Genomic DNA, 20,156 nt, shown 5'->3' with positions numbered 1-20,156 from the left:
CGGATGCGACCGTTGACGAAAAATCTGTATGACGGCTCAGGCGGTGACTAGACCGCCATGGCTCCGGCATGTTCGCGCCCGGACCAGCGCGCGACGGTTTCCAGCAGCTTGGTCGGATTGATCGGCTTGCCCAGGTGATCATCCATGCCGGCCGCGATGCAGTTGGCGACCTGTTCGGGCAGGACATTGGCGGTCATGGCGACAATCGGCGTGCGTGATCCCGGCATGTCGGTCATGGCCCGGATCCGGCGCGTGGCGGTCAGGCCATCCATCCCCGGCATCTGGACATCCATCAGCACCAGATCAAAGCTGCCCTGACGCATGGCCTCGACGCCCGCAACACCGTCATTGGCGGTTTCGATCGTGATGCCGAAGGGTTCGAGCATGGTGCGGATCAGCTCGCGATTGACCGCATTGTCCTCGACCAGCAGCAGGTGGAGGGACTGATCCGAATCCGGCGGGGCGGGGTCTTCCCTGGGCGCTTCCGGCACCAGGTCACAGAGCGGAGCCCGGATTTCAAACCAGAAGCGCGACCCCTCGCCCTCGCGGCTATAGACGCCGATATCGCCGCCCATCTGCTCGATGATGCGGCGGGAAATGGCCAGGCCCAGACCCGTGCCGCCGAACCGACGCGACACCGCCGCATCGGCCTGTGAAAAGCGCTCAAACACACCATCCAGCTGGTGGCTGGCGATGCCGATACCGGTATCGCGCACCTCGATGCGCAGCATCCCCTGTTCGCCGTCCAGTCGCTGATCGACCACGACGGTGACCCGGCCGCTATTGGTGAACTTCACCGCATTGGACAGGAAGTTCAGCAAAACCTGGGTCAGACGCGGTGCATCGGCCTGCATGGCTTGCACATCGTCCGGTGCCACGACCTCCAGGATCAGGCCCTTGGCCCCGGCCTGTCCTTCAATCAGGGCGGCACAGGAGGCGACCATCTCGCGGGGGTCAAAGGGTTGCGGATCCAGCTCGACCCCGCCGGCTTCGAGCCGTGAAAAGTCCAGCACGTCATTGACGACATTGAGCAGGGTATTGCTGGCGTCCTGGATCAGGCCCACATGGCGCGCATCGCGCTCGGACAGGGTGGTCGACCCCTTCAGCACGCCGGCGAAACCGATGATGGCGTTCAGCGGGGTGCGAAGTTCGTGAGTCATGTTGGCCAGGAAGTCGGACTTGGCCGCCACCGCCAACTGGGCCAGCCCCAACGCCCGGGTCAGCTCCAGTTCCAGCTTTTTGCGCTCCGTGACGTCGCGCGTCGTAACCAGCAGCTCCCGCTCAGCGCCGGCCACGCGCTTGTAGGTGCTTTCGAACCAGATCGGCGTGCCGTCCTTGCGAGCACTTTCGTACTCATAGATCTTCGACTCGCCGCCCGGCACCAGGGTGCGCACCAGCGCCTGGACATGGGCATAGTCCTCGGGGCTGGTCATGGCTTCAGGCGGCAAGGTCAGCCACTCCTCGACCGTAAAGCCGGTCAGGCGTTCGATCGACGGTGACATGTAGAGTCGCTCGCCGGTCCTGGACCACAGATTGATGTTGTCGGTCAGGTTCTCTGACAAAAGGCGATAGAGGCGATCGCTTTCCCGTAAACGCTCCAGGGCGTCTTCGGCTTCGGCCCGCCGGCGTTCCGCCTCCTCGATGGCCTGCTGCTTGCCGGCCAGACTGTTCGAGAGGTCGGACCGCAACCTGATCAGGCCCTGCTGCTGCTGGGTCAGGTAAAAGGCCAGTGGCGTCGTAATCAGGCACGAGATGATAACGGTAGAAACGGGCGAGAAATCGGCTGCGCCAGGCAGAATCAGGACGTTGATGACATAGTCGAGCGCCGTGGCTGCACCGACAACGGCCGCCACTATCCAGCTGGTCCTGATGATCGTGTCGCGCATCATTGACCGTTCGATTGCGGCGAATCCTCTTCGAACTCGAGCGTGCAGACCTCAACTTAAGATCAGATGAGCCCCCATGCCAACTGGGGCGGCAATCGGCCGCGCCCAGCGAGGGCTCAGTGGCCGGACTGCAGGCGATCCAGGTCGCGCTCCAGGGCAAGGCTGGCTGCGACCACCGTGGCCACCGAGCGCCGGAAGAAGTCCTGCGGGATTGTCGCGAAGTCGTCGGTGCTGCGGTGGTATTCCGGGTGGTCCTCGACCCCGAAATACACCCAGGGGACGCCCTTGGCGGCAAAGACGTAATGGTCCGACTGGCTGGTCCAGTTGTTCTGAGGGCCATCGGCGTCGGTATCGTGACCCTGCATCAGGCGAACCGGCGAAGTCGCCGCCACGGCGTCCAGAATGGGCTTCAGGGCCGGATAGGCCGAAGCGCCACTGGCATAGAGCTCGTTCTTCTTGTTCTTGCTCAGCATGTCGAAATTGATGTTCAGGCCGATCGTCGACAGCGGCACGGGCGGATTGTCGACAAAGGTCCGGGCCCCGCGCAGCCCCCCCTCTTCGGCGTCGAGCACGGCCAGAATCACATCGTGTTTGGGAGGCTGGACCTTGAAGGCCTCGGCCACCGCCAGCAGACCCGCCACGCCCGAGGCGTTGTCGTCGGCACCGTTGAACACCTCGCCGCCGCGCACGCCCAGATGGTCGTAATGGGCCGAGACGACCAGGACCTTGCCGCCCGGCGTGGACCCTGGAATCCGGGCCAGCAGATTGATGGCCTCCACCCGGGTGCCATCGCGCTTGTCGAAGCTGAACGGGTGCTCGAAACCGTCACCGACCGGCGACAGGCCGATCTCGCCGAAGCGCTTGAGGATATGGGCCCGCGCCAGGGCCGATCCCGGCGTACCCGGTGCCCGCCCCTGCATGGCGTCGTCCGACAGGATGCGAACGTCCTCCAGAGCCTTGTCGCCGGGCTTGGCAGCGCTGACCGAACCGGCGGCAGCCAAGGTAATGGCCAGGGCGAGACCGGCGATACGGAAAGCAGGAAAATGAATCATGGCGTCCCTATGCCCTCAGGCATCTACCAGGGGGAGTTAAATCGACTTAACCATGGTTGTCGTCAAAAGACGCCCCATCTTCCACGCGTACGCCCGTTCTTAAGAGTTCACCGGCGATACACCCTCTTCAAGGACTGGAGTTTCCTGCCGTGCCCATGTCTCCCGCCGACCTCGAAGGCCGCCTGCAGGCCGCCTTCCCCGACGCCGAGATCGTCCTGACCGATCTGGCCGGTGACGGCGATCACTACAAGGCCCGTATCGTTTCGCCGGCCTTCCGCGGCCTGAACCGGGTCAAGCAGCACCAGATGGTCAACCGGGCCCTGGCCGATGTGCTGGGTGGGACCCTGCATGCCCTGGCCCTGGAAACCGCCGCCCCGCCCTCGGACCCGGCCGGCTAGTCATGCGCTACCGTCCGTTCGGCAATTCGGGCATGACGGTTTCGGCGATCACCCTTCGCCTGTCGGACCAGTCGCGCCTGCGGGCCGGCGAGTGGCGGGACCTGATCTTCTCGGCCATCGAGAGCGGCATAAACAGTTTTCAGATCGACGGCGAGTCGCCGCCCCTGCTCCAGGGCGCGGCCGAAGCCTTCGCCTCGGTCGAACGGCGCCTGCTGTTCCTGGCCTGGCGGGTGCGCGAGGACGCCGGCCAGTTCAATGCCGCAGCGGTCGAGCAGATGATGGCCTCGGCCTTCGACGGCCTGGGCCTGGACTATCTCGACCAGGTGCTGATCAACGATTCCCTGGGTCCTGACCTGTCGCCCGCCGCCATCTCGGCCCTGCGCACCCTGCGCGACGGCCGCGCCATCCGTGGACTGGGTGTCGCCACCCGCGGAGACGTACATCCCGGCCTGCTGGATTCGGGCCTCGTCACCGCCCTGGCGTCGCCGTTCAACCTGTCGTCGGGCTGGGCGGACCGCAATCGTGTCCGTGCCGCCGTCACCAGGGACCTGGCGGTCATCGGCGAGGACTACTGGCCCCAGGCCCTGCGCGAGATCAATGCCAAGCCCGTGTTCCAGAAGCCCTCTCTCTGGCGCCGGCGCAGCGATCCGCTGGCCGATGTCGGCGGCTATGACTTCCTGACCGACACCTCGGGCTGGGGCGCCGAGGACATCTGTCTGGGCTATGCCCTGACCGAACCCTCCCTGGCCACAGTGCGCATCACTGCCGACAGCCGGGCCGAAATCGAGCGTCTGGCCGGCGTGGTCGAACGAGATCTGCCCAACGGGGTCTGCGCCCAGATCGAGATGGCCCGCTTCTCCGCCCAGGAACGGGCCCGCGAAGCGGCCCTGCGCTGAGCCCGGCTCTTGACCCGCCGCCCTGCGGCGCCTAGCTGAAGGGACTTGCAAGGATCTGCCCGCCATGACCGACGCCGCCGCTTCCCCCGCCCTCGACTTCATCGCCAAGACCGTGACCGACCACGCCGTGGTGCTGTTCATGAAGGGCGTGCCCGACCAGCCCCGTTGCGGCTTTTCGGCGGTCAGCGTCCAGATCCTCGACCATCTGGGCGTCGAGTTCATCGGCGTCGACGTGCTGCAGGACGATGACCTGCGTCAGGGCATCAAGACCTTCACCGACTGGCCGACCATCCCCCAGCTCTATGTGAAGGGTGAGTTCATCGGCGGCAGCGACATCGTCCGCGAGATGTTCCAGTCCGGCGAGCTGAAGACCCTCTTTGCCGAGCAGGGCCTGATCGCCGCTTGAGCAAGGTCTTTCAGCCGGCCCCCAACGCCTTCTCGATGACGTTCACGCCTACGGCGGCGGATATCGACGCCAATGAACACGTCAACAACGTGGTCTATCTGGCCTGGGCCCAGGACCTGGCCATAACCCACTGGGAAGCCTGGACCACGCCCGAGGAACGGGCCGGCTGGAGCTGGGTGGCGCGCCGCCACGAGATCGACTATCGCCGCGAGCTGCGACTGGATGAGATCGCCACTGGCCTTACCTGGGCTGGCGAGCTGAAGGGCCCACGCTTCGAGCGCTATGTTCGAATCGACGGCCCCGACGGTGAGATGTGCGCCCAGAGCCGCACGGACTGGGTGCTGATCGACATCGCCGCCCGGCGACCGGCCCGGGTGCTGGACTGGATGGTCGAGCGGTTTACGGCAAAGACCTAGGTCGGAGGCCGGCTAAAGGCGGGGATTGGCGACGGCGATCCGCTCCCCGCGTCTCAGGCCCAGCTCTGCGTATCTGAAAAGCAGATCGACCGCCGCCACGTCGCCAAAACGGCAGGTCTCCAGTCTTCGCCGGGCGAAGGCCAGCACGGCCCTGCCCTCTGACCGATCAACACGAAACACAATGTCCGCCTTCAGCGTACAGCCCCTGGAAGCCAGCCGCAGGCTCAGTCCCTCGCGTCCGACCGTCACCCCGACGGGCTCCAGTTCCGGCCAGACCCCATCGGACACGATCAGACTCGGCCGCGTGGCGCAGCCAGCCACGATCAGAGCCAGGCCTGAAACCAGCAGAGAGCGACGGGAGGGCGGCATAGACGGCGGTACGAACCCCGGGGGACTGTCGCCGCGATCCTTGGGGAGAGACACATGATGCGCAACGGCATTCTTGGCCTCGCGGCGGTTCTGGCGCGCTCGGCCCCCGCCTTGGCCGCACCAAGCCCCAGGAAGCCAGCCCTGGGCGAGGTGGGTGCCCTGGGGTTGGGAATACAATCCGGTGCTGCCGGTGGAGGCGAACTAGCTCCAGGGCCCTCTCCGGCGCGGCGTGCTGACCGGCACGGCGGTGCCTGCGCGCCGGATCCGCCCACCCTGCGCCACGCCCAGGGCCAGAAGGGCCTCAACGCGGTTGGGGGTGGCTGGATGGGTCGAGAACAGGTTGTCGGCCCCGCTGCCGTTCAGCGGATTGATGATGAACATGTGGGCCGTGGCCGGATTGCGCTCGGCCTCGTGGTTCACCGCCCCGCCGCGGGCATAGGCTTCGATCTTCTGCAGGGCGCGCGCCAGGGCGGCAGGGTCGCCACCGATCTGGGCCCCCACGCGATCGGCCTCATATTCACGCGAACGGCTGATGGCCATCTGCACCAGCATGGCCGCAATGGGCGCCAGAATGGCGATGGCGATGGCCCCGATCATCCCGCCAGGCCGGTCACCTTCGCGCGAACCGCCGAAGAACAGACCGAAATTGGCCAGGGCCGAGATGGCGCCGGCAATGATGGCCGTCACCGTCATGGTCAGGGTGTCGCGGTTCTTCACATGGGCCAGCTCATGGGCCATGACCCCGGCGATCTCATCGCGGTCAAGCAGGGCCAGAAGACCCGTGGTGGCCGCCACGGCGGCGTGCTCGGGATCGCGCCCTGTGGCGAAAGCGTTGGGCTGGCTGTTCTCCATCACGCAGATGCGCGGAAGGGGCAGGCCGGCCTTGTGGGACATGGCCTTCACGTCGACCACATAGTCGCGGATGCGGCGGTCGGGATGGGTTTCGTCCACCTCGACCGCGCCATAGGTCTTCAGGACGATCTTGTCGGCGTTCCAGTAGGAGAACGCATTCAGGCCAAGCGCGAAGACCAGGGCGATAAGCATACCCGTCGGGCCACCCAGAAGAAACCCTGCCGCCATAAACAGGGCGGTCAGGCCGGCCAGCAGCACATAGGTCTTGAAGTGGTTCATTCGTCCCTGGTCAGTCGAAGATATCGAAGAGATCAAAACCCTTCTTTTTCTTGTAGTGGCCATGCTGCCCATAGCGATGACGGTCATCGTCATCCTTGTAGCGGCGAGGCTCTTCATAGCGCGGGGGCGGCGCATAGTGCTGCTGTTGCGGCGGAGCCTGATACGCCGGTGCCTGACGCGGCGGCGGCGCGGCCTCACTGGCGGCGTCCTCGCGCTCCATGGCCATCAGCTTTTCCAGTTCGCCGCGATCCAGCCACACACCCCGGCACTTGGGGCACATGTCAAACTCGACGCCGGCCCGGTTCACCGCCTGCATCGAACTATCGCAGTTGGGGCACATCAGAAGCGGCATGAGCATTCCCTTTCCAAACGGGGGGTGTTCTCAACGCTGGATCCGGACCGAGGGGGGGGGGGAGGGACAACCGGACCCAGACATCGAGAACACCCGATGCGGTCCGACATCACGAATGCTTGCATTCACTCGTCAGAGGGGCCCGGCCCGCTTTAGACATCTATGCAGCCCCAAGTCCGGTTCAAGGGGGGCACCTTAAAAAAGATCCTCCCCTTTCGGGGGAAGTGGCACCGAGCCCCCCGAGGGCAGGGCAATCGCATATGACAAAACACGGCTGTCATCCCGGACGAGCGCGCAGCGCGAAGATCCGGGACCGACGCCTAAGCGCCGCGTTCCAGGTCGGTCCCGGATCTTCGCCCGGCTTCGCCGAGCTTGTCCGGGATGACAGATTTTGGAGCTTAATCCCTATGCGATAGCCCTATCCCAAAGAGGGATTTGCCAGAGTGCCAAACGAAAAAGGCCCCGGATCGCTCCGGGGCCTTTCCGATAGGTCTTCGAGGTCGAAGGGCTTCTTACGAAGCGTAGAATTCGACGACGAGGTTCGGTTCCATCTTCACCGGATACGGCACTTCCGACAGTTCCGGAGCGCGGACGAAGGTGGCCGACAGGCCCTTGACGTCGACGGTGACATATTCGGCGAAGTCGCGTTCGGCCGAGGCGACGGCTTCCAGCACCAGGGCCATGTTGCGCGAACGCTCACGGACGGCGATGACGTCGCCGGCCTTGCAGCGGTACGACGCGATGTTGACGCGCTTGCCGTTCACGGTCACGTGGCCGTGGTTCACGAACTGGCGGGCGGCGAACACGGTCGGCACGAACTTGGCGCGATAGACAATGGCGTCCAGGCGCGACTCGAGCAGCGAGATGAGGTTTTCCGAGGTGTTGCCCTTGCGGCGGGCGGCTTCCTCGTAGGTGCGCGAGAATTGCTTCTCGGTCAGGTTGCCGTAGTAGCCCTTCAGCTTTTGCTTGGCGCGCAGCTGCAGACCGAAGTCGGAAACCTTTTGCTTGCGGCGCTGACCGTGCTGGCCGGGGCCGTAGGACCGCTGGTTGACCGGCGACTTGGGCCGGCCCCAGAGGTTTTCGCCCATACGGCGATCGATCTTGTACTTGGCGCTATGGCGCTTGGACATCTTAGTCTCTTCAGTTCGATCCGGGCCGGCGCCTCAATTAGTAGAGGCGCGATCTCAACGGCGGCGTCGCATCAGTCCGTCATATGTTCCCGCGCCACACGGCGAGCCGGCGGCGGGAAGGCGCGGTTTATGACGGAGGGGCGACGGGGAGTCAACTCGCGCCGCCCCTCCAAATCGCCCTACGGCCGCACGAGCGGATTGCGCACGCGCACCTTGGCACCGCGCTCCACGCCATAGGCGTCCAGCGGGAAGCGCAGGTCGACGCCCTCGGCCATCAGGGCCCGGCACAGGTCCGGCCGCTTGCGGGTGAAGGCGAAGCTGGCGGTGCCGTCGCGGCGGCTGCTCTCGACGGCAAAATCGGCGGCATTGGTACAGCCGTTGGACGACACCCGGATCACCAGGTCGCCCTTGTCGATGGTCGCGCCCTGTATCGGCTCGAGATCGGTCTTGCTGATATTGACCGAGGTATCGGGGTGATCATCAGCGTCGATGATCACACAGGCCGAGGTGGTGAAGGCCAGCGCGATGACGGCCGCAAGCGAAGCGAATTTCATTGGGGTTCCCCTCCGGTACAAACTTGACCGTGAGAAGAGCGCCCGCCGCCTGAACCCAGGATGAATTACCGAATGTTCACAACTGGGCGGCGTGCCGGATACGGATGACGTTCACCCGATCGCCCGTGATCTGATAGCGGATGATGTAGGGCGAAATGACCACCAGCTCCCGTATGGTCGCTGTGACCAGACGACCCCGATCAGGGTGGTTCACAAGACTGTCCCCGGCCACCCGAAGCCTGCGAGCCATGCGCTGCGCGGCGAGAGGGCTGAATTGGCCAATATAGGCCCGGATTGCGAATAGGTCGGAAAGCGCCCGACGCGACCAGACTACTTCAGCCACGACGCAGGCATGGGTTTCTCATCTGGCGTGCCCCAAGTCTCAAGCCAGGCCGAGACTTCTGCATGGGGTACCACCCGGCCTGCGGCGATGTCAGCCAGACCTTCGGCGTCCGCAGCCTCTTCGCTGGCGGCGTCCACCTCATCGAAGATGGAGGGCTCAGGAACCATAGCAAAAGACTACCACACCTGTCGCCTGCGGCAACGGGTGTAGCTCGCAACCCTACAATCTTTGCGCGTGCCAGGCCAGGTGCTCGCCGATGAACGACGTGATGAAGAAGTAGCTATGGTCGTAGCCGTCCTGGCGTCGCACCGTGATCTTGCGGCCGGCCTTCGTAGCGGCAGCCTCGATCAGTTCAGGCTTCAGCTGGTTCTCGAGGAAACTGTCGGCCAGGCCCTGTTCGATCAGGATGTCGTCGAAGCTTTGCCCTGCTCCGTCCTCGATCAGGGCGCAGGCGTCGTGGGCCCGCCAGGCGGCGCGGTCCTCGCCCAGATAGGCGGTCATCGCCTTGTCGCCCCACGGGCAGTTCAGCGGTGAGACGATGGGCGAAAAGGCGCTGACCGACTTGAAAAGGTCGGGGTTGCGCAGGGCGAGGGTCAGGGCCCCGTGGCCGCCCATCGAGTGACCGAAGATCCCTCGCCGGGCCGGGTCCAGCGGGAAGGCGCCGTCGACGGCCTCCAGCAGGTCCTTGGTGACATAGGAATACATCTGGAAGTGCGGCGCCCAGGGCGCTTGCGTGGCGTCGACATAGAAGCCCGCCCCCTGCCCCAGGTCATAGGCCGGATCGTCGGCAACGCCTTCACCACGCGGCGAAGTGTCGGGCGCGACGATGGCGATCCCGAACCGGGCGGCGTGCTCATAGACGCCGGACTTGGTGGTGAAGTTGTCTTCGGTGCAGGTCAGGCCCGACAGCCAGACGAGATAGGGAAACGGCCCCTCCCCGTCCGGCGTCCACACCGTGAACTTCATCGGCGTGCCGGTGCTGGCGCTGACGTGCTTGCAGTAGCGCAGGGCGCCGTCGTGCAGGCGGTGGGTGGCGGTGATTTCGACGGTCATGTGTTTGCTACCTAGCGGTTATGCCCGAGGCGATGCGATTGGCGACTTCCTGATCGCCCGGCACTTCCAGCGCCCAGACGTGGATAGCGCGAGGCCAATCCTTGGACGTAGTGGGCAAAAGGAATTCTTCGGTCGTCAGACCGCTTGGATGAGTAATCCGCGCACTATCCCGGACGATCGGCTTGCTGGGAGCAGCGCGCTCCTCTCCCTCCGTGGGAAACGTCGGAAAGTTGCCAACGTAGATCTTCACGTAAGGCGTCGCTCCCTTGCGAACCTCATAGATGTCGAAATCCATTTGCTTGTCGGGTTTCGAGAGCGAGAACCCTTCCGGGGAAACGACCGCAAACGCCTCGGAGAGCATAACCAGGCCAGGCTTCAGAGGCGCAGCTTCAGCTACGGGCGGATCGTCCTTGGTTAGCGGTTCAGGGGCGCGACACGCCGTCATTGCCAACAGCATCAGCGACGCCCCGAACCGCTTTCGCATCAGAACGTCACCACCGTCCGGATGCTCTCACCCGCGTGCATCAGGTCGAACGCCTCGTTGATCCGCTCCAGCGGCAGGACGTGGGTGATCATCGGGTCGATCTGGATCTTGCCGTCCATGTACCAGTCGACGATCTTGGGCGTGTCGGTGCGGCCGCGCGCGCCGCCGAAGGCGGTGCCTTTCCAGACCCGGCCGGTGACCAGCTGGAACGGACGGGTGGCGATCTCCTTGCCGGCCTCGGCCACGCCGATGATGATGCTTTCGCCCCAGCCGCGATGGCAGGCTTCCAGAGCCTGGCGCATGACCGTGGTATTGCCGGTGGCGTCGAAGGTGTAGTCGGCCCCGCCGTCGGTCAGGGCCACAAGATGGGCGACGATGTCGCCGTCGATGGCCTTGGGATTGACGAAGTGGGTCATGCCGAACTGCCGGCCCCAGGCCTCGCGGTCGGGATTGATGTCGACGCCGATGATCATGTTGGCGCCGACCAGCTTCAGGCCCTGGATAACGTTCAGGCCGATGCCGCCCAGGCCGAACACCACGGCATTGGCGCCCGGCTCGACCTTGGCGGTGTTGACCACAGCCCCGACGCCCGTCGTCACGCCGCAGCCGCAATAGCAGGCGGTCTTGAACGGGGCGTCCTTGCGGATGCGGGCCACTGCGATCTCGGGCAGGACCGTGTAGTTCGAGAAGGTCGAGCAGCCCATATAATGGTGGATGGTCTGGCCCTTGTAGGAGAAGCGGCTGGTGCCATCGGGCATCAGGCCCTTGCCCTGGGTGGCGCGAATGGCCGTGCAGAGATTGGTCTTCCCGCTCAGGCAGCTTTTGCACTGGCGACATTCGGGCGTGTAGAGCGGGATCACGTGGTCGCCGACCGCCAGGCTGGTGACGCCGGGGCCGACCTCGACGACCACGCCCGCGCCTTCGTGGCCCAGGATCGAGGGGAACAGGCCCTCGCTGTCCAGGCCGTCCAGCGTATAGGCGTCGGTATGGCAGACGCCCGTGGCCTTGATTTCGATCAGCACCTCGCCGGCGCGGGGACCTTCCAGGTCGACCTCGACGATCTCGAGCGGTTGCTTGGCGGCGAAGGCTACGGCGGCGCGGGTCTTCACGACTCAGATCTCCTCGACGGGGGGCAGACGGTAGCCACCGTCTAGCAAGTGTGGCTGCGGCAGGTAAGCACGCATGAACAGGGCAAAGGGTCCGGCCGGGGCCGGCAGCCAGTTGCTGACCCGCTCGGCATCGGGCTCGGCATGGCCGATCCACAGGTCCAGCGAGCCGTCGGCATTCCAGACCAGACCCGGCGTGCGGTCGCCGATCGCATAACGGTTCAGCGGGTTTTCCGTGAAGAAGAACTGCTTGTCCGGCGTCGCTTCATAGAGGCTGAGCGACCAGAAGGAGTCGACCGGGATCGGCCGGTCGGCGGGGATGTGCAGGCGCCAGTTGCGGGTGCCGTCGAACAGGCCCTGACCGTTGTGGCCGGCCCGCAGATAGGTGGCCTCGACCAGCGGCAGGGCCGCCAGACCGCCCAGGGCGACGGCGGCGCGCAGCATATAGTCCTGGCCAAAGTCACCGAGCTTGGCGCGCGGATAGGCCCAGCCCTCGATGAAACCTTCGCCGGACAGGCCACCACCGGAACGGGCGGCCCGGCGGCCGTCTTCCAGCCCTGCCGCAATCGCCTCGCCCTGCTCGGCCGTGAAGGCCTCCGGATCGAACTGACCGTCCCCCAGACCCAGAGGCGCAATCCGCCGCAACAGGGCCAGGTCGCTGGCGGGCGGCGGGTTCTGGCTCATAAGCCGGTCGGCACTGGCGAAATAGGCCGGCCAGGGATCGCTGCGGCGGGCATGGGCGGCGACCGGCGGCGCGGCCGGTCCCTGGGCGGTGAAACCCGCCTGTACAAGGCGCGCGGCCTCCAGATCCTCAGGCCCCGTCACCAGGATGCGGGCCAGGGCCCAGACATGCCGGCTCGGCGCGCGGATCACGCCCGGCCCGACGCGGGCGGCCTCGTCAGGTCCCACCAGGGTGAAGGTCCCGCCATCAGGGCCTGTCGTCCGCGTGCCCAGCACCGCAAAGCTGTTGGACCAGGCATCCATCAGCTGCAGCGACACATAGCGCGCCCCCGAGGCCGGCACGGTCAGGGTCAGGGGACCTTCCGACAGGTCCAGTTGGGCCGTGGCGTAAAGGGTATCGTTATTGGGCGTCGTCACGGCCCGGGACCGGTGGTCGGCCAGGTTACGCATCGAGGCGAAGGCATTCATCGGCGACCCGACCGCCAGCCCCCGGGCCCTGACGGCGGCAATCTCGATCAGCGGAAGGGTATAGAGAAAGGCCTCGCAGGCGGCGGCGCGCAGATCGCTCATCGTCTAGACCTTTACGATCGGGTCGAAGCGGAACCGGCCTTCCAGCAGGTCGGCCCGTGGCAGATAGGTGCGCAGGGTCATCGAGAACGGCCCGGCCTTGGGCGCCGGCAACCAGTTGACGCTGCGCTCGCCGCCGGGATCGCTGCGGCTGATCCAGAGGTCCAGGGTCCCATCGGCATTGCGCTTCAGACCCGGCGTTCGGTCGCCGATGGCGTAGCGGTCGATCGGATTGTCCGTGAAGAAGTACTGGCCGTCCGCCGTCGCCTCATACATCGACAGCGACCAGAAACCGTCGAGCGGCAGCTGGGCCGGCAGGGTCAGACGGTAGAGGCCGTCGCCGTTGAACAGGCCGCTGTTATTGTCGCCGGCCGCCTTCATGTACATGGCTTCAGCCACCGGCAGGGCTCCCAGACCCTGCAGGGCGACAATGGCGCGATAGCCATAGTCGACGCCGTGATAGCCGAGATTGGGCTTGGGATAGGACCAGCCATTGACGAACGCGACCCGTCCCGAGGCCAGTTTGGCGACGGCCCGGGCCTGGGCGACCCCGGCCGCCAGGGCTGCGGCGTCGAACGGGCCATCGGTCAGCAGGCCCGCCGACCGCTGGATGAAGGCCGCGTCTTCGGGGCGCGGCGGATCGGCAGCCAGCAAGGCCCGGGCCGTCGCGAAATAGGCTGCGGGGTCGGCATCGCGCTCAAGATAGGCCGGGGGCCGCTCCGCCTTCGGACCGCTGACCTTGAAGCCGCTCTGGACCTTTCGAGCCGCCGCCAGGTCATCTGGACCGTCGACCAGGGTGCGGATCAGGATCCAGGCATGGGGGGTCAGAACCCTGACGACCCTGTCGCCCGTCGCCGTCTGGCTGGGCCCCACCACCGTGAAGTCGCCCCCTGCCCCGCCATTGACCCGCGTGCCCAGCACCACGTCATTGTCGGTGAACATGTTGAGGATCGCGGCCGAGACATAGCGCTGGCCGCTGGCCGGGATCGTCAGGGTCACCGGCCCCTGGGTCAGGTCGATCCAGGCCAGGGAATAGAGGGTGTCATTATTGGGCGTCGTGACGCTGCGATCGGTGTGATCGGAAAGCTTGCGACGGTGATAGATCCGGTTGGGACGCGCCCCGCGCTTGAACACCCGGGCCCGGGTCGTGGCCATCTCGATCCACGGCAGGGCAAACAGCCAGGCATCGCGCGCCAGGGTCGCCGCATCCGCGCCCTGGGCGCGCGCGAGACCCGGCACCAGCCCAAGAGCCGCGGCCACGGCCAGCAGTTCCCGACGGTTCATATCGCCCCCCCAACATCTGTTTGAAATCAGGTTAGCGCGGCCGGGTTCTCTCTGTCTCGGAGTTTTGTCAGCCGGAAAGCGGGCCTAGGTTTCCGGCTCATCCTTCACGCCCTTGGCCGCCAGCTTGGCCAGAACCCGGCCGCGCCCGCGCGACAGGGCGGTGACCACGCCGCGGAAGGTGCGCACCTCCTGCTCGGTCAGCCGGGCGCGGGCCAGGGGCGCCCGCAGGTTGCGGACCATCGACGGCTTCTTCTCCGGCGGATGATAGAAACCGGCCTTTTCCAGCTCGTCTTCCAGCTGGCCATAGAGGCCGAGCAGGCTGGACTGGTCAGCCGGGTCCTCGACATTCTGCTCGAACTTCACCCAGGGCCGGTCATCGACCGTCATCTTCCACTCATAGGCCGTGATCGACACGGCCTGGGCCAGGTTCAGGGAGCGGAAGCGCGCGTCGATCGGGATGCTGACAATGCCCTGGCACAGGGCGATGTCATCGGTCTCCAGCCCGGCCCGTTCGCCACCGAACAGCAGCCCGACCGCCCGGCCAAGCGCCACATCCGCCGAGAGCTGGGCTGCGGCTTCGCGCGGGGTCAGGACCGGCAGGCGCGTCTCGCGCGGCCGGGCTGTGGTGGCGAAGACCAGTTTCAGATCGGCGATCGCCGCTTCCAGGGTGTCGAACACCTTGGCATTGTCCAGCGGCCAGTCGGCGCCGGAGGCTGAGGGCCAGGCCCGCTCCTGGGGCCAGCCGTCGCGCGGCCGCACCAGACGCAGGTCGGACAGGCCGAAATTGGCCATGACCCGGGCGACCGCGCCGATGTTCTCGGCCAGTTGGGGTTCGTTGAGGATCACGCAGGGCGGAACGGAAGACGGGCTCATGACGTCCCTTTGCCGTCGCCGGGCGTTCCGATGCAAGTCCCCTCCCTGCGGGACCCGCGTTTACGGCCGCGTTCGGCCGTGGGAAACACGTCCATGCATCGCCGCGCCTTTCTGCTGTCTGCCGCTGCCGTGACCTCGGGCTGTACCGAGAAAGCCCCGATGCTGGGCCAGCTCGAGCCCGTGTTCGATGCCAAGGCCCTGACCCAAAGCCTGCAGGCCGTGGCCGATCGCGCGGCTCCCGGCCAGCTGGGTGTGGCCGTCTGCGACATCCAGACCGGCCAGACCGTGACCTTCAACGGCGACCGGCGGTTTCCCCTGCAGAGCGTGTTCAAGGCGCCGCTGGGCGCGGCGGTCCTGTCGGGGGTCGATCGGGGCGAGATCCGCCTGGACGAGGTGATCACGATCCGGGACATCGACCTGTCGCCCCCCTTCAGCCCGATCGCCGAGTCCTGGCCCGGACGCACAGACTACAGCGTCGCCGAGCTGCTGGAAGCGGCCAGCGGGGCCAGCGACAACACCGCCGCCGACGTGCTGCTGAACCGGATCGGCGGACCGGGCGCCCTGACCGCCTGGCTGACCCAGAAGGCCATTCCCGACTTCCGGATCGATCGCTATGAGCGACAACTCCAGCCCGATATTGCCGGCATGGCCTCGTTCCGCGCCGCCTGGCGGGGCCAGGCCTTCAAGCCGGTGATGCTGGCCGTCCCGGAGGCCACCCGTCGCCGGGCCATGGCCGACTATCTGACCGATCCGCGTGACACGGCCACGCCCCTGGCGGCGGTGCGCTTCCTGGCGGCGCTGCAGGCCGGGCACCTGATCTCCCGGGCCTCGACCGAGCGGTTACTGGCCATCATGACCGCGACGAGAACCGGTCAGGGCCGGCTGAAAGCCGCCCTGCCGGAGGGGGCCAGCCTGGCCCACAAGACCGGCGGTGCCCGCACCGACCTGGGCCTGACCCCGGCCAGCAACGATATCGGCCTCTACCGCCTCAAGGACGGCCGCCAGTTTGCCGTGGCGGTGTTCCTGAGCGGCTCGACGGCCCCGGAAGACGCCCGCGACGCCGCAATTGCCGAGGTGGGGCGTACGGTCCTGAAGGCGGCCGGGGCCTGAGTTTCGGGGGCTGCCCTGGCTTCAGGCCAGGATGGACCGGTCAAGGTCGGCGATGGTGCGTGCGCCGGTCAGGGCCATGGCCACGCGCATCTCCTTGTCGATCAGGTCCAGCAGCCTGGTCACTCCGGCCTCGCCGCCGGCGGCCAGGGCATAGGCATAGGCCCGACCCAGAAGGACGCCCCTGGCTCCCAGGGCCAGCATCCGCACCACGTCCAGACCCGAACGCACCCCACCATCCGCCAGAACGGTCAATCGGTCACCCACGGCCTCGGCTATGGCCGGCAGGGCCCGGGCCGAGGACAGGACACCGTCCAGTTGCCGGCCGCCATGGTTGGAGACCACAACGCCATCTGCCCCGATATCAGCGGCGGCGCGGGCGTCTTCCGGATCCAGCACCCCCTTGATGATCAGCGGCCCCTTCCAGACCTCGCGGATCCAGTCCAGATCCTTCCAGGTGATCGAAGGGTCGAAATTGGCCCCTAGCCAACCCATGAAATCTTCCAGGCCGGAGCCTCGGCCCAGCACCGGGGCGACATTGCCCAGGCTATGGGGTCGCCCCCTCACCCCGACATCCCAGGCCCAGCCGGGCTTTCCCGCGGCCTGCAGAAGGCGCCGAACAGCGGCATGGGGTCCGCTCATCCCTGAATGGGCGTCACGGTAGCGGCTCCCAGGTACGGGCATGTCGACCGTGAAGACCAGGGCCGTGGCACCCGCCGCGCTGGCCCGCGCCAACAGATCGCGCATGAAGCCTCGATCACGCAGGACATAGAGCTGAAACCAGATCGGCGCGCTGGACGCCCGGGCGACTTCGTCGACATCACAGACCGAGACCGTCGACAGACAGAACGGAACCCCCTTGCCGGCCGCGGCGCGCGCCGCCTGCACCTCGCCGCGACGGGCATACAGGCCCATCAGACCGACCGGGGCCAGGGCCACCGGCAGGCTCTGCCGGGCCCCGAACAAGTGGGTCGAGGGATCCACCGCCGAGACATCCCGCAGCACTCTCTGCCGCAGGCTGACATCGGCCAGGTCGGTGACATTGTGGGCCAGGGTCGTCTCGGCATTGGCTCCGCCGTCGACATAGTCGAACAGGAAGCGGGGCAACCGGCGGCGCGCCGCCTCGCGGAAATCCGTCGTCGACGAGATGATCATGGTGCCGAACATGGTCCAAACCGGCCCGCAAGGCGAGACCAAGGGATCGCCCCGGAGGGGCGTCAGGGCCGAGCGCCCCGCCCCTGCGACATTTTATCCATGCCATTGCCCCCACGGCCGACGCACCGCACACCTGTCATATCGATAGGTCCCCACCGTCGATACCTGCTGGCCGGGGATGCGTTCCTTTTCCCGGCCGGCTCCCCTTCCCTCATGGCCGGATCAATACCTGTCGCCGCGAAACCCCTTGGCGGTTTTCAGCTGTGCGATATGGCATTGGCCAAAGGGTCAGGAGCGCGTCGGCGTGGGGATCATCAGGATCGGTATCGTCGGGGTGGGCAAGATTGCCCGGGACCAGCACATTCCCGCCATAGCCGCTGATACGGCCCTTGAGCTGGTGGCCGTGGCCAGCCACGGCCCGGCGGATGTCGGCGTTCCGGCCTTCGGCTCGCTGGAGGCCATGCTGGAACAGGGCCCGGATCTCGACGCCATCGCCCTCTGCACGCCGCCCCAGGCCCGGCGCGAGACCGCGCGGATCGCCTTGCGGGCCGGCAAGCACGTTCTGCTCGAGAAGCCGCCCGGCGCGACCGTCGGTGAGGTCGGCGACCTTTCCGCCCTGGCAGCCAAACAGGGCGTCACCCTGTTCGCCGCCTGGCATTCCCGCTTCGCAGCCGGCGTTCCGGCGGCCAGGGCCTGGCTTACCGGTCGCAGCATCCGCAGCGTCGACATCCAGTGGCGCGAGGATGTGCGCCACTGGCATCCCGGACAGGGCTGGATCTGGGAGGCCGGGGGGCTTGGCGTCTTCGATCCCGGCATCAATGCCCTGTCGATCCTGACCGAGATCATGCCCCAAGCGGTCTTCGTCACCGGGGCGCATCTGCAGATCCCGGAGAATGTCCAGTCGCCGTCCGCAGCCCAGCTGGCCCTGAGCACTCTCGACGGGGTGACGATCACCGCCGACTTCGACTTCCTGCAGACTGGCCCCCAGACCTGGGACATCACGGTCGTCGCCGATGACGGAACCCTGCGCCTCTCGCATGGCGGCGCTGTTGTCGAGATCGACGGCAAGCCCGTGGTGCAGGCGACAGCCGCCGAGTATCCGGCGCTCTATGCGCGGTTCACCCAGCTGATCCGGTCGGGACGCTCAGAAGCCGATAGCCGCCCGCTCGCCCTGGTGGCGGATGCCCTCCTGATCGGGACGCGAGAGCGGGTCGCGGCCTTTATCGAGTAGGTCGGCGCGACTTGCCCCCTCCACGCCATCGGCGCTCCTCCCCCGGAGGGGGAAGATGACCGGACAGCAGAGGCCCCGCAGCATCGGCCCTATCAGTTCACCTGCCGCGACCGTCCCTCCCAGTAGGGGGCTCGCAGTTCGCGGCGCAGGATCTTGCCTGACGGGTTGCGCGGCAGGGCGTCGATGAAATCGATGCTCTTGGGGGCCTTGAAGGCGGCAATCCGGGTACGGGCAAAGGCGATGATGCTGTCCGGATCGCGGGGCGCGCCGGGCTTGAGGGCGACGACCGCCTTGACCGCCTCGCCCCACTTGTCGTCCGGCACCCCGATCACCGCCACCTCGGCCACATGCGGATGGCCGTAGACCGCGCTCTCGACCTCGGCGGGATAGATGTTTTCACCGCCGGAGATGATCATGTCCTTCACCCGGTCGTGGATGAACAGATAGCCGTCTTCGTCCAGATAGCCGGCGTCGCCGGTGCGCAGCCAGCCGTCGGCATCGATGGTCTTGGCCGTGGCGTCCTCAAGCTTCCAGTAGCCGGCCATGTTGGCCCCGGAGCGCACGGCCACCTCGCCCACAGCGTTGGGCGGCAGGCTGTTTCCGGCCTCGTCCATGACCTTCAGCTCCACGCCCGGCATCGGCAGGCCGGCCGAGCGCATGCGCGCATTACCGGCCGGGTCATGGTCCTCCGGCGGCAGATAGACGACCGTGCCGGTGGTCTCGGTCATGCCGTACTGCTGGACGAATCCGCAGCCGAACACCTCCATGCACTCGCGCAGCAGATCCAGCGGAATGGGCGCGGCACCGTACAGGATGTGGGAGAGGCGCGAATAGTCGACCTCGCGGGCCCGGGGCTGGCGCACCACGATCTGCAGGGCCGCGGGCACCATGAACATCTTCGAGATCCGGTCGTGCTCGATATAGTCCAGCACCTTGAACGGATCGAACTCGCGGGCCACCACGCCCTTGGCACCGTTCAGAAGGCCCACCAGACCCCAGCCGGTGCCACCGATATGGGACACGGGCATGGCCACCAGGCTGACATCCTCGGGTCCCCACTGGTTCCAGGCCAGGGGGTACTCGGCAGCCAGCTTGCGCATGGACAGCAGGTTGTCATGAGTCAGCATCGCGCCCTTGGGGCGACCCGTGGTGCCCGAGGTGTAGAGCTGGATGGCGATGTCCGAGACCTTGATGGCGACCCGGGGGTCGGCATCGGCTTGCGCATCGCGCCAGGCCTCGAAGGTGCGGTGGGCGTCGCCCGCCACGGGTTCCATGACCACCACCTCGGGTCGCCAGGCCAGTTCAGCCGCGACGCTTTCGATCTGGTCGACCAGTTCCGGACCGACGAAAACCAGCTTGGCGTCGCTGTCGCCGACGATATAGGCGACCTCCGGCGGAGCCAGTCGCCAGCCGATCGGGGCCGTGACCACGCCGGCCTTGGCCGCACCGAACAGCAGCTCGAAATAGAGGTCGCAGTTCTTGCCCACATAGGCCACGCGGTCGCCGGTCTTCAGGCCGGCGGCAATCAGGGCGTTGGCGACCCGGCTGGTCTTGCGGTCGAAGTCGGCGAAGGTCGTGTCGCGCCCCTCGAAGCTGAGCGCCACTGCGTCCGGGCGGGCCTCGGCATGATAGCGGGCGACATCGCCCAGGGTCGGCATGCGGTCGAAATCGATCTCTGACAT

General features: G+C 66.5%; 23 protein-coding genes. 6 read left to right on the top strand and 17 right to left on the bottom strand.

Going from position 1 to position 20,156, the window contains the following annotated elements; all coding sequences use genetic code 11:
* Positions 1-47: 47 nt before the first annotated feature.
* Together AQ619_RS05320 and AQ619_RS05315 are read right to left on the bottom strand one after the other, a co-directional pair.
* Positions 48-1,886 (bottom strand): PAS domain-containing hybrid sensor histidine kinase/response regulator, encoded by a 1,839-nt coding sequence (locus AQ619_RS05320; protein WP_236849537.1) that lies wholly within the window; start codon positions 1,884-1,886, stop codon positions 48-50.
* A gap of 116 nt (positions 1,887-2,002) precedes the next feature.
* Positions 2,003-2,938: a M20/M25/M40 family metallo-hydrolase gene (locus AQ619_RS05315; RefSeq protein ID WP_062145202.1), complete on the bottom strand. Its 936-nt coding sequence runs from the start codon at positions 2,936-2,938 to the stop codon at positions 2,003-2,005.
* A gap of 149 nt (positions 2,939-3,087) precedes the next feature.
* Between AQ619_RS05315 and AQ619_RS05310 the strand changes: the two genes are divergently transcribed.
* The 4 genes from AQ619_RS05310 to AQ619_RS05295 all read left to right on the top strand — a co-directional run bounded on the left by AQ619_RS05310 (position 3,088) and on the right by AQ619_RS05295 (position 5,054).
* Positions 3,088-3,336, top strand: a complete 249-nt coding sequence (locus AQ619_RS05310; RefSeq protein ID WP_062145200.1) for a BolA family protein — start codon at positions 3,088-3,090, stop codon at positions 3,334-3,336.
* Between the two features lie 2 nt (positions 3,337-3,338).
* A complete protein-coding gene (locus tag AQ619_RS05305) occupies positions 3,339-4,232 on the top strand; it encodes an aldo-keto reductase family protein (protein ID WP_062145198.1) in 894 nt (297 codons plus the stop codon).
* Between the two features lie 64 nt (positions 4,233-4,296).
* Positions 4,297-4,638, top strand: coding sequence for a Grx4 family monothiol glutaredoxin (gene grxD / locus AQ619_RS05300; protein WP_062145196.1), 342 nt, complete (start codon positions 4,297-4,299; stop codon positions 4,636-4,638).
* 35 nt (positions 4,639-4,673) lie between these two features.
* Entirely contained in the window at positions 4,674-5,054 is a 381-nt protein-coding gene (locus tag AQ619_RS05295; RefSeq protein ID WP_378109301.1) for an acyl-CoA thioesterase, read from the top strand.
* Between the two features lie 12 nt (positions 5,055-5,066).
* Here the strand turns inward: AQ619_RS05295 and AQ619_RS05290 are convergent, their stop codons facing one another.
* The 13 genes from AQ619_RS05290 to AQ619_RS05235 all read right to left on the bottom strand — a co-directional run bounded on the left by AQ619_RS05290 (position 5,067) and on the right by AQ619_RS05235 (position 14,981).
* Entirely contained in the window at positions 5,067-5,423 is a 357-nt protein-coding gene (locus AQ619_RS05290; protein WP_062145192.1) for a hypothetical protein, read from the bottom strand.
* Positions 5,424-5,624: 201 nt separating this feature from the next.
* Positions 5,625-6,554, bottom strand: a complete 930-nt coding sequence (gene htpX / locus AQ619_RS05285) for a zinc metalloprotease HtpX (RefSeq protein WP_062145190.1) — start codon at positions 6,552-6,554, stop codon at positions 5,625-5,627.
* A 10-nt stretch (positions 6,555-6,564) separates the two neighbouring features.
* Entirely contained in the window at positions 6,565-6,906 is a 342-nt protein-coding gene (locus AQ619_RS05280) for a TFIIB-type zinc ribbon-containing protein (protein ID WP_062145188.1), read from the bottom strand.
* A gap of 512 nt (positions 6,907-7,418) precedes the next feature.
* A complete protein-coding gene (gene rpsD / locus AQ619_RS05275; RefSeq protein WP_062145186.1) occupies positions 7,419-8,036 on the bottom strand; it encodes a 30S ribosomal protein S4 in 618 nt (205 codons plus the stop codon).
* A 179-nt stretch (positions 8,037-8,215) separates the two neighbouring features.
* Positions 8,216-8,590, bottom strand: coding sequence for a hypothetical protein (locus tag AQ619_RS05270; RefSeq protein ID WP_062145184.1), 375 nt, complete (start codon positions 8,588-8,590; stop codon positions 8,216-8,218).
* A gap of 76 nt (positions 8,591-8,666) precedes the next feature.
* The gene (locus tag AQ619_RS18675; RefSeq protein ID WP_084745767.1) at positions 8,667-8,933 is read right to left on the bottom strand and encodes a type II toxin-antitoxin system RelE/ParE family toxin; all 267 of its coding nucleotides are present in this window, start codon (positions 8,931-8,933) and stop codon (positions 8,667-8,669) included.
* Positions 8,921-9,100, bottom strand: coding sequence for a hypothetical protein (locus AQ619_RS05265; RefSeq protein WP_062145182.1), 180 nt, complete (start codon positions 9,098-9,100; stop codon positions 8,921-8,923). The genes AQ619_RS18675 and AQ619_RS05265 overlap by 13 nt, the downstream gene beginning before the upstream one ends.
* Before the next feature lie 52 nt (positions 9,101-9,152).
* Positions 9,153-9,986 carry an S-formylglutathione hydrolase gene (fghA, locus tag AQ619_RS05260; protein ID WP_062145180.1) on the bottom strand — a complete coding sequence of 278 codons (834 nt, stop codon included), beginning with the start codon at positions 9,984-9,986 and terminating at the stop codon, positions 9,153-9,155.
* 7 nt (positions 9,987-9,993) lie between these two features.
* A complete protein-coding gene (locus AQ619_RS05255) occupies positions 9,994-10,470 on the bottom strand; it encodes a hypothetical protein (RefSeq protein ID WP_062145179.1) in 477 nt (158 codons plus the stop codon).
* Positions 10,470-11,579: an S-(hydroxymethyl)glutathione dehydrogenase/class III alcohol dehydrogenase gene (locus tag AQ619_RS05250; protein ID WP_062145178.1), complete on the bottom strand. Its 1,110-nt coding sequence runs from the start codon at positions 11,577-11,579 to the stop codon at positions 10,470-10,472. Before AQ619_RS05250 ends, AQ619_RS05255 begins: the two co-directional genes overlap by 1 nt.
* Before the next feature lie 3 nt (positions 11,580-11,582).
* Entirely contained in the window at positions 11,583-12,827 is a 1,245-nt protein-coding gene (locus tag AQ619_RS05245) for a DUF1254 domain-containing protein (protein ID WP_062145177.1), read from the bottom strand.
* Positions 12,828-12,830: 3 nt separating this feature from the next.
* Positions 12,831-14,108 carry a DUF1254 domain-containing protein gene (locus AQ619_RS05240; RefSeq protein WP_062145176.1) on the bottom strand — a complete coding sequence of 426 codons (1,278 nt, stop codon included), beginning with the start codon at positions 14,106-14,108 and terminating at the stop codon, positions 12,831-12,833.
* An 84-nt stretch (positions 14,109-14,192) separates the two neighbouring features.
* Positions 14,193-14,981, bottom strand: coding sequence for an RNA methyltransferase (locus AQ619_RS05235; RefSeq protein ID WP_062145175.1), 789 nt, complete (start codon positions 14,979-14,981; stop codon positions 14,193-14,195).
* A 93-nt stretch (positions 14,982-15,074) separates the two neighbouring features.
* On the opposite strand from AQ619_RS05235, the gene bla reads away from it, so the two are divergent.
* Complete coding sequence (gene bla, locus AQ619_RS05230) at positions 15,075-16,091, top strand: class A beta-lactamase (protein ID WP_062145173.1); 1,017 nt, start codon at positions 15,075-15,077, stop codon at positions 16,089-16,091.
* A 21-nt stretch (positions 16,092-16,112) separates the two neighbouring features.
* Here bla and lldD read toward each other — a convergent pair whose 3' ends face one another.
* The gene (lldD, locus tag AQ619_RS05225; protein WP_062151301.1) at positions 16,113-17,243 is read right to left on the bottom strand and encodes an FMN-dependent L-lactate dehydrogenase LldD; all 1,131 of its coding nucleotides are present in this window, start codon (positions 17,241-17,243) and stop codon (positions 16,113-16,115) included.
* Positions 17,244-17,553: 310 nt separating this feature from the next.
* On the opposite strand from lldD, the gene AQ619_RS05220 reads away from it, so the two are divergent.
* Positions 17,554-18,474, top strand: a complete 921-nt coding sequence (locus AQ619_RS05220; RefSeq protein WP_062151299.1) for a Gfo/Idh/MocA family protein — start codon at positions 17,554-17,556, stop codon at positions 18,472-18,474.
* A gap of 92 nt (positions 18,475-18,566) precedes the next feature.
* On the opposite strand, the gene AQ619_RS05215 is transcribed toward AQ619_RS05220, so the two are convergent.
* Entirely contained in the window at positions 18,567-20,156 is a 1,590-nt protein-coding gene (locus AQ619_RS05215; protein WP_062145171.1) for a fatty acid--CoA ligase, read from the bottom strand.

Source organism: Caulobacter henricii (assembly GCF_001414055.1).
Classification (GTDB): Bacteria; Pseudomonadota; Alphaproteobacteria; order Caulobacterales; family Caulobacteraceae; genus Caulobacter; species Caulobacter henricii.
The sequence above is the reverse complement of the archived record's forward strand: the minus strand, read 5'-3'. Positions and strand labels throughout refer to the sequence as shown.